Raw genomic sequence first — 8,226 nt, forward strand, 5'->3', positions numbered from 1 at the left:
GATCTGGTTCACGCTCTACCCCTGACCAGGCCGTTTGCATCTTGTTGATCTCCTCAGGCCGTCGTCAGGCCGTCTGACGCCCATCACGCCGCCGAGGCTTGATCAGGGCGTCAGCGGCCTTCCGACTCCTGTCGTGGCTGGAGGGCATCAGGTGCGTATACACGCGCAGCGTGTAACCGGGGTCGTGATGCCCGAGACTCACCGACAACGCCTTGATCGACACGCCGTACTCCAACTGCGACGAGGCGTAGAGGTGCCGCAACGCGTGGACGCCATCCTGTTGCTTGCGGTAGTCAAGCTTGGCGCGCTTGAACGCCGGCCGCCAGACGCCCATGTTGAACACCTGCCTGCGGCACGCCTGCCCCTCCTTGGTCACCAGGATCAGACGCACCGTGTGAAGCCTGCCCCCCGGCTTCTCCCACGGGAGCGTCACCGCGACCGGCGGGAACCGCTCCATGTAGTCGTCCAGCTCGTCCAGGAGACCGTCCCCCAAGGGCACCGACCGGGTTTTCTTGTTCTTGGTCGGAGCGAACACGAGCTGGTTCCCCACGATGCGGACTTGCCGCACCACGTGCAGCTCCCGCGCCTCCCGGTCGATGTCGTCATCGGACAGCCCGAACATCTCCCCCTGGCGTAGCCCTGCCCCCGCCCCCAGCGGCACTGTGATCTTGTACCGCTCGGGAAGCGCGATCCGCACAGCCCGCATCCGCGACTCCGTCCACGGCTTGATCTGCTTCTCCGGGGGAGTGGGCCGCTTCACACTCCGCGCCCTGCACGGGTTGGAGTGAATCAGCTTCTCGTCCACCGCCGCGTTCAAGATCGAGGACAGCCGGTCGAAGAGGAGTTGTCGGTACCTCAGCGACAGGCCCTTGTCACCCATCCACGCCAACCACTCCCGAACCTTCGAGATCTTCTCGACCTCCTTCAGGGGAAGATCACCGAAGAACGGCACAAGCTGGCTCTCCACCTGACGGCGCAGGTTCTCCTGCGTCGAAGCGTCCTGCGACTGGCCCTTGTACCAGGAGGGCACGTACGCCGAGAACTTGATCTTCCCGGCGTTCGGGTCGACGTAGCGCCCCTCCCGCTTGGAGGACTCCATCTCGATCAGGAAGTCCTCCGCCCGCGTCTTCGCCCGGTCGGGGAAGCTCTTGCTCTTCTCCGTCTTGTCAGGCGCGTAGTAGCGGACCTTGTACCGCAGTCCCTTGCCGTACAGCTTGGTCTTGACCCGCTTCACCTTGCCGGTCTCCGGGTCCGTCGTCTCTTTCCACCAGCGATCCTGGACGTGCCCCACCGGATCTCCTTTCCGTCGAGTTGCCGAACACCTCAGGCAGCCGAGCTGCCGAGTCCGTCAAACCAGGCCCGGACGGCGGCCGGGTCGTAGCGCAGATACCGGCCGACCTTGCGCACGGGCGGCCCCTCACCCCGCCATTTCCACTGGTAGAGCGTCTTCACCGGGACGCCCAGGTACGCCGAGACCTCGTCCACGCCCCACAACGGGTGCAGCTCCACCGCCTTGCCCATCTCGTCCTCCTCGGTGGTCACGCGGCGTGCGGGATTGCCGAACTGTGGGCGGGTGGTTGGCCGTGGGCGGCCAGCAGGGCGGCGTCGTACTCCCGCCGCCACCGGACCCGTTCCGCGACGGCCTTGAGCAGCAGCACGTCCCGGGGTGGGACGGCGGGGTCACCGGGCCGGACCGGTGCCCAGGACACCCGCGCCGAGGGGGTGTCGGGTGTGGTGATGCCGACCTGGCGCAGCATCGCCAGGACGAACGCCTTGCGGTCGTGGCGGTGGTCGGCCAGCGACTTGCCGGACCACTTCCGGGAGACCAGGACCCGCCGGCCGGGGACGCCCAGAGAGGTGGGGCGGTGTGCCTTGCCGCGACACACCCCGGGGTCCATCGCCCGGCGTGCTCCCTGGGGTTGGACCCCGTAGAGCAGCCAGACCGGGCAGCGCGGCGAGCACGGCGTGATGCGCAGCTCGGCCAGGAGCCGATCGGCGTGGCGCTGTTGCCGGTCCGTGGCGGGTTCTACGACCTGGTCGATGGACTTGGTCAGGTACTTGGTGAGGTAGCCGATATGCCGGCCGGCTTCCTCGCTGCCGCCCAGGACGCCCTTGGCGTGGACCTGGGGGCCGAGGAACACCGTGTGCGCCGGGGCCGCGTCCGGATCGGCCCCGAGCGCGTCCAGGGCCTCCTCCCAGGTCGGCAGCGGGGCGCGGGTGTCGGGGTCAACGAAGCCCCTGGCCCGGTCGTCCCACACCGGTGCCCGGTCCCCGCCGTAGACGGGTTCGTCATGCTGCGGCCACCACACCTGGTGATACGTGGCCGCCGCCACGGCGCGCAGGTCGGCGCGGGGGATGGCACCGCGGATCGCGGCGTGCCAGTGCGGCGCCAGTCGGCGTTGCGGTTCGACGGTGGCGAAGTACTGAACGTCCCAGCCCACCGCGCGGCGGAGGTTCTGCACGAACCGGTCGACCAGGCGGGCGAAGTGGACCGCGTCGCGGGCGGCCCGCCGGTAGTCGTAGCCCTCCGGGTCGACCGGGGTCCCATCGGCGTGGACCTTGCCGTAGGAGTCCAAGGTCAAGGTCACGAAGGTGGAGGGCCGGTAGCGGCCGGCGAACACCCGCCCCACCGTGCGCCGGGCGACCGGCCGCCGGGGCAGGTTCGGCACGTCCTGCCGCCGCCGCGTCGACCGCTTCCGCGGCGTGCGCTCCGGCGGATCGAGGGGCGGAAGCGAGCCCCGGACGCCGAGTTGCCGCAGCACCTGGTCCAGCTCGGCCACGGTGTCGCGGACCGACTCCGCCCCGGCCACGTCCCCGGCGTCGCGGAGTTCGGCGTACTCGGCCGCGAGGTCCGCGCGGACCTCCAACACCTCCCGCTGCTCCGCCGTCGGCGGGTCGGGGGTGAAGTCGGGTTCGTCGGCCAGGTGCCAGCCCTCCCGGCACTGGGCCATCCGCAGCCGCCGGTTCTTCTCCGCACACGGCGCGCACGTGCTGGCCAGGGTCGACCCGCACGGCACCGGGACGTGATCGACCCGGCCGGTGTCCAGGTCGACGCGTTCGCGGACCACCGGCCGCGCGCACACGCCGTGCTGTTCGGCGACCGCGCGGGCCACGTCCAGGGCCTTGGGCTTGCGCAGCCGGTCGGCCCGGGTCTCGTACCCGTCCGCGCCGCTGAGTCCATTGTGGACAGGCTTGGTGTCCACTGTGGTCTGATCGGTGATGGGTGAAGACATGACAGTCCCCCAAGACGTGTCACACGAAGCAAGGAGACGGGCGACGAGCCCGACAGAGGGTCAGGCGACGGGGCGCAGCTTCGGCCGACCCGCGCCGCCACCGCCGTCGCCGTCGCCGCGTGCGGCGGCCAGGTACTTCTCCGGGATCGGCGCGTTGAGGCTCTGGCCGTCGGGGCAGACGACGGAGACGAGGTCAGCCAGATCGCCGTCGGTGACGTGGCCGGCCCGAACCCGCAGGGCTTCCTTCTGATCCTCGGAGCGGACGTAGCCGACACCGGGCAGGTGGTGGGGAATGCGGTCGGCCAGCGCCCCGAGGTCCCGCATGCCCTCACCCAGGACCATGTCCACCTGGGAGGAGGTCCGCACCCGCAGACACACCCGGTTGGGGAACAGGTCCCGCACCGGCACCGTGTCCTTCGACGGGTCCTGCACGAACGCGGCGACCCCGAACCCCAGCGCCCGACCCTGGGTCTGCACCAGCGCCAGGAGCTGCGCCAGGACAGCTTGTTGCTGGCGGGTGCCCAGGTACTTCAACAACGCGCCGATCTCGTCCAGGAACAGCAGTTCCAGCGGCGTGTCCGGGGTGATCGTCACCTGCCGGGCCGCGCCGGCCAACTCCCGCTTGCGCTGCTCCAACAGGTCCAGCAGCTCCAGCAGGATCGCGTGCGCGTCGATGGGGCCGGTCCCGAGCCGGTGGAAGATCGGCCGGCACATGGCCATCTCCAGCACCTTCGGGTCCACACCCCACAGCCGGACCAGGCCGTCCCGCACCGCCGGGGCAACAGCCCGGATCGGGCACCACAACAGCGAGCTCTTGCCGCCGCCGGTCTCCCCCGCGCCCAACAGGTGCCCGCCGAGCAGGGGCACGGTGAACGGCTCACCGAACTCGGTCCGGCCGATGGTGGCCGCCTTGAGGTCGACCTGGTCACCGGCCACGTCCGGGATCGGCAGGGCCGGGATCGTGGTGGCCAGCAGATCCCGACGCTGCACCGCGATGTCGACCACTCCGGGTGCGGGTTCGCGGACCAGGACGCGATCCGAGCGCAGCGCGGTCCGCAGGTGGGAGATCTTGGCGGTGACGTCCTCCGGGGCCTGCCCCACCGCCAACGCCACGTGCAGGGTGTCCCACCAGGGGTCCGAGTGCACCCGGACGAGCCGGGGCACCGCGACGGCGGCCACGGTCTGCACACCCTCACTGGTCTCGCTGATCACGTCCTTGACGACCAGGCCGAGGCGGCGCATCCACCGGCCCCAGCGCGGGGCGTAGACGGCCCAGTGCCGCCACCACCCCCGCGCCGGCATCCCGACGAGCCTGGTGAACGACTCGCGCCAGGCGAACCACCAGCACCAGGCAGCGATCCCGGCCACCAGGGCCACGGTGGCGACCACACCGGCCGACGGGGCACCGACGAGCAGCACCAGGCCGCCGGCACCGACGAGGCCGAGGCTAGTCCGCCAGAACCGGCGCGCCTGCCGCCCCAACCACCACAGGCCCTTACCGGCCCACCACGCCCCGAGGAACGGGACCTTGACCACCCACACCACCAGGCGAGCCGCCTCGCCCGCCGCCCGCAGCAGCTTCGCGACCTTGTGCAAGACCGCGACACCGACCAGGACGACCGCTAACCACACCAGCGTCGTTCCGTGGGTGTTGAGCCACGCAACGACAGTGGACACGTCCGCACGCGCGCCCATAACCTGAAACCCTCCTGCCAAGGGAGACCCCGGCCAGGGGCGCAGACAGCCCGGTCTTTCGCTGCCAACGAGTCACCGGACCATCCGCGCCCCGGCCACAAGGGGGTCACATCGGGTTTTTCCTTACCTGTCGCGGGATTCGGCTTCTTCCGCCTCCCGCGTGATGCGTGACCGCAGATCGGCCACCTGGGCCGCCAGGTCGACCAGGCCCCGCTGAACCCGGTCCACCGCCTCCCACTCCGGGCCGTCCACCTCGTTCATCAGGGGCGCGGTCACCAACCGCAAGCCCTCCCGGGCGCCGTCCAGGTCGCCGACGAGCCGGCCCAGCACCGCCAGGTCCTCATCCGCGTTCACGCTGCGGCCTCCGTCGCCCGAGGGCGGCCCACCGCCACTCCAACTCCAGGGTGTGCGCGAGGGAGGCAGCCCGGTGCAGCCGCTCCCAGACCGGGGCCTCCGGCCCAACCTCCGCCTCCCCGAGCGCGGTGAGCGCCTGCCGGAGGTGGAAGTGCGCCAGGTGCATCCGGTGCGCGGCGTTCTGCCACGCCACCACCTGACGCCGCCGCCGCGCGTGCTTGGCCAGGAACACCACGCTCACCCCGCCCAGGCCGCGAGCCGGTCCGCGATCGGCTTGACCTCGGAGTAGGCGGCCACGATCTCCCGCAGCAACGCGGCGGCCCCCGGGTCGTACCCGGCGATCCCGGCCACATCACCCTGCGCCCGCTCCACCACCCCGGCCGCGTCCTCCAACGCCGCGAGCACCCGCCGAGCGGTCCGCTCCGCCTCCTGCAAGGTCGCCACGTCCCGCATCACCCGGATCACGTCCGCCGCACTCACGTTGGCCATCACGCACCGCCCCGGCGGTCACGGTCGGACTCTCCGCTGGGAAGCGCCGGCCGCTGGGGGCGGTCCAACCGCGTCGCCTCCGCCCACACCCGCCGGCTGGCCGGCGAACCCACGGTGAGGTAGACCCGCCCGAGCGTGGAGTGTCCCCGGTTGGGGTAGAAGCGGCTGACCTCGTGCACGTCCAGCACCTCCGCGACGAGCCGCGCCGCCGCCGTGACCTCGTTCTGCGTGCCCTCAATGCGGATCTTCATGGCTACCGCGCCTCCCGCAGCCGCGGCAGGACCGCGTCCAACTCGCCGTAGACCGCCTCAACCTGGGCCATCGCGGTTTTCAACGCCCCCACGGCCGTCTCATCCCCGGCCCCCGCGTGTTGCAGCGCCTGCCCGGCCAGGCCCACCAACTCCTCCATCGTGGCCTGCGTTCTCCCCACCAGATCCAGCGCTGCCGCCGCCGTCGCGGCCGCCCCGGTCAGCCCCGCGCCCCACTCCGGGCACAACCGGCCGGCCTTGTCCTTGGCGGCCAGGACCTCCTCCTCGGCCTCCCGCACCGGACCGCACATCAACGCCAACCACTGCCCGGCCATCGCCAAGCGCCGCAGCGCCGCGTCCCACTCCGCCGTCACGTCCTGGGCGAGCATCTCCACCCGGACCTTCGCGCCCAGCAGCGCGATCTTCGCCTTACTCGCGGCCAGGGCCGCCTGCCCGACCTCGTCTAACGCCGTCTCCACGACGGCGGGGTCCCGCGCGATCCGCCACGCCAACGCCACCGACACCGTCCCTCACTCCTTCCCGCTGCCGTTGTTCTCCCCGCTGCGGTTTCCGTTGTTGTCTCCGCCGGTGTCGCCCGTGGGGACCAGGCGCAGCACCGGCCGAGTCTTTGCCGGCTCACTGTCGGGGTGCTGGGCCAACAGCCACCGCTGGTGGTCGGCCTCCACCGCCCGCAACAACGCCCGCCACGCCAACCACCGCGCGGTCACCACCTCCACCAGGTCCGCCCACAACGCCTCAGCGTTGAGGACCTGGTCCAAGGCCAGGTCCCACTCCTGCACCGACTCCAAGCACTCCAACCGCCCCACCGGCGCGCCCGCCTCGACCAAGGCCCGCAACGCCTCCCGGTGGATACGCAGGGCGTGCAGCGCCGACCGCGCCTGCGTGTCGCACGCGGTGTCGGAGACCAGGAAGTCCTCCACCCAGCTCACAACCCACCACCCCGGGTCTGGGGGAGACGGATACCGAACAAGCCGAGCAGCACCGATCGCATCGACGCCGGACCCGAGGCCAGCTCGACCCCGCACCGCCGGCACACCACCGACAACCACCCGGGGTCGTCCTCATCCACCGGCACCACAAGCAGTTGCCCGTGCCCGTCCCGCACCTCACGCGGGGCCAGCACCACCCACTCCGCCCGATCCTCGGTCCCCGGGGGAAGCCAGGGGCCGCAGCGCACCCACTCAAACGCCACATCCGAGGCCACCGCGAAGTCCAGGCCCGCGCCCCGCACCAGGGCCATCGTGATCCGGTCCCGCTCCCGCATGACCGTGGTCCACAACCGGCGGGTCTCCGCCGACTCGTCCACCTCCCGCCCGCCCAACGCCAACGTGGCGTCCCGGGCCTCCTGGTGAATCCGGTTGCACTCCAACGCGACCCCCAACGGAACCCGCGCCCACTCCCGCTGGTTGAACCCGCCGCTTCCCGTTCCCGGGCAAGCAGACCCGCACTCGTCCAGGTCGGCCGGGTCGTTCGTGTTGTCCATCCGAGTCATCTCCCGCTTCCCTCGAAACGGGGACAGTGGGCGCGGTCCAGCCCGCCACCAGCAGCCACGCGAACCACGGACGCACATCCAGCACCGTGCAGACCACCCGCACCAGACACAGCGCGTAGGCGTCACACAACGACCGGTTCCCGACCCGCGCCGCCACCGCATGAGCGTCCAGGACCATCCGCACCCGCTCAGCGAGCCGGACCGCGCCCACCGACCCCGCGTACATCGGCTACGCCGCCTTGCCGTCCGGCTTCTCCGCCGGCTTGCCCGCCGCCGCGCGGCCACCACCCGAGCCACCAGCGGCACCGGACGCCTTGAACCCGGTCGCGAAGAACGACCACCCCAACGTCTTGAACTCCCCGGCACCCACCACCCGGGGAACAGCCCTCAGCCCCTCCAACTCCGCCAACCGCATCCCCGTGCCGGGCAGCAACTCCGGCGTGGTCGGCACCGGCTGCACCTCCGCCAGGAACGTCACCGTCACGCTGGCGTCCCGCTCCTTCTCCGCGCTCGGGTCGGTGAAGGTGCCCTTCCACTGCCGCAACCCCGTGGCCTCGTCCACCCGCTGCCGCACCGGCTTGCCCGCCGCCCGGTCCTCCCGCGACTGGTACTCGTTGTCCGGCCCCAGCTCCCCCACCAGCACCAGGCCCTTCGGGAAGACCACCTCGAACGGAACCGCGAACCGGTAACCCCT

Annotated in this window: 12 protein-coding genes; all 12 read right to left on the reverse strand. The window is 71.4% G+C overall.

What is annotated here, in order from left to right; genetic code table 11:
- Window positions 1-64: 64 nt before the first annotated feature.
- A complete protein-coding gene (locus tag BUE43_RS32340) occupies window positions 65-1,291 on the reverse strand; it encodes a tyrosine-type recombinase/integrase (protein ID WP_073490168.1) in 1,227 nt (408 codons plus the stop codon).
- A 32-nt stretch (window positions 1,292-1,323) separates the two neighbouring features.
- Window positions 1,324-1,542 (reverse strand): helix-turn-helix domain-containing protein, encoded by a 219-nt coding sequence (locus BUE43_RS32345; protein ID WP_407697149.1) that lies wholly within the window; start codon window positions 1,540-1,542, stop codon window positions 1,324-1,326.
- Entirely contained in the window at window positions 1,539-3,233 is a 1,695-nt protein-coding gene (locus BUE43_RS32350; protein ID WP_234996045.1) for a replication initiator, read from the reverse strand. The genes BUE43_RS32345 and BUE43_RS32350 overlap by 4 nt, the downstream gene beginning before the upstream one ends.
- 60 nt (window positions 3,234-3,293) lie before the next feature.
- Window positions 3,294-4,910, reverse strand: a complete 1,617-nt coding sequence (locus tag BUE43_RS32355; protein ID WP_143174540.1) for an FtsK/SpoIIIE domain-containing protein — start codon at window positions 4,908-4,910, stop codon at window positions 3,294-3,296.
- 141 nt (window positions 4,911-5,051) lie between these two features.
- A complete protein-coding gene (locus tag BUE43_RS32360; protein ID WP_073490171.1) occupies window positions 5,052-5,282 on the reverse strand; it encodes a hypothetical protein in 231 nt (76 codons plus the stop codon).
- Window positions 5,269-5,523 carry a hypothetical protein gene (locus tag BUE43_RS32365; RefSeq protein WP_073490172.1) on the reverse strand — a complete coding sequence of 85 codons (255 nt, stop codon included), beginning with the start codon at window positions 5,521-5,523 and terminating at the stop codon, window positions 5,269-5,271. The genes BUE43_RS32360 and BUE43_RS32365 overlap by 14 nt, the downstream gene beginning before the upstream one ends.
- Complete coding sequence (locus BUE43_RS32370; RefSeq protein WP_073490173.1) at window positions 5,520-5,771, reverse strand: hypothetical protein; 252 nt, start codon at window positions 5,769-5,771, stop codon at window positions 5,520-5,522. Before BUE43_RS32370 ends, BUE43_RS32365 begins: the two co-directional genes overlap by 4 nt.
- Entirely contained in the window at window positions 5,771-6,022 is a 252-nt protein-coding gene (locus BUE43_RS32375) for a hypothetical protein (protein ID WP_073490174.1), read from the reverse strand. Before BUE43_RS32375 ends, BUE43_RS32370 begins: the two co-directional genes overlap by 1 nt.
- Before the next feature lie 2 nt (window positions 6,023-6,024).
- Window positions 6,025-6,543, reverse strand: coding sequence for a hypothetical protein (locus BUE43_RS32380; protein ID WP_073490175.1), 519 nt, complete (start codon window positions 6,541-6,543; stop codon window positions 6,025-6,027).
- Between the two features lie 6 nt (window positions 6,544-6,549).
- Window positions 6,550-6,969 (reverse strand): hypothetical protein, encoded by a 420-nt coding sequence (locus BUE43_RS32385; RefSeq protein WP_073490176.1) that lies wholly within the window; start codon window positions 6,967-6,969, stop codon window positions 6,550-6,552.
- Window positions 6,966-7,523, reverse strand: coding sequence for a hypothetical protein (locus BUE43_RS33990; protein WP_143174541.1), 558 nt, complete (start codon window positions 7,521-7,523; stop codon window positions 6,966-6,968). Before BUE43_RS33990 ends, BUE43_RS32385 begins: the two co-directional genes overlap by 4 nt.
- 238 nt (window positions 7,524-7,761) lie before the next feature.
- A partial coding sequence (locus tag BUE43_RS32395; RefSeq protein ID WP_073490178.1) for a hypothetical protein occupies window positions 7,762-8,226 on the reverse strand: 465 nt, incomplete at its 5' end.

The sequence above is a fragment of the Streptoalloteichus hindustanus genome, from assembly GCF_900129375.1.
GTDB classification, from domain to species: domain Bacteria; phylum Actinomycetota; class Actinomycetes; order Mycobacteriales; family Pseudonocardiaceae; genus Streptoalloteichus; species Streptoalloteichus hindustanus.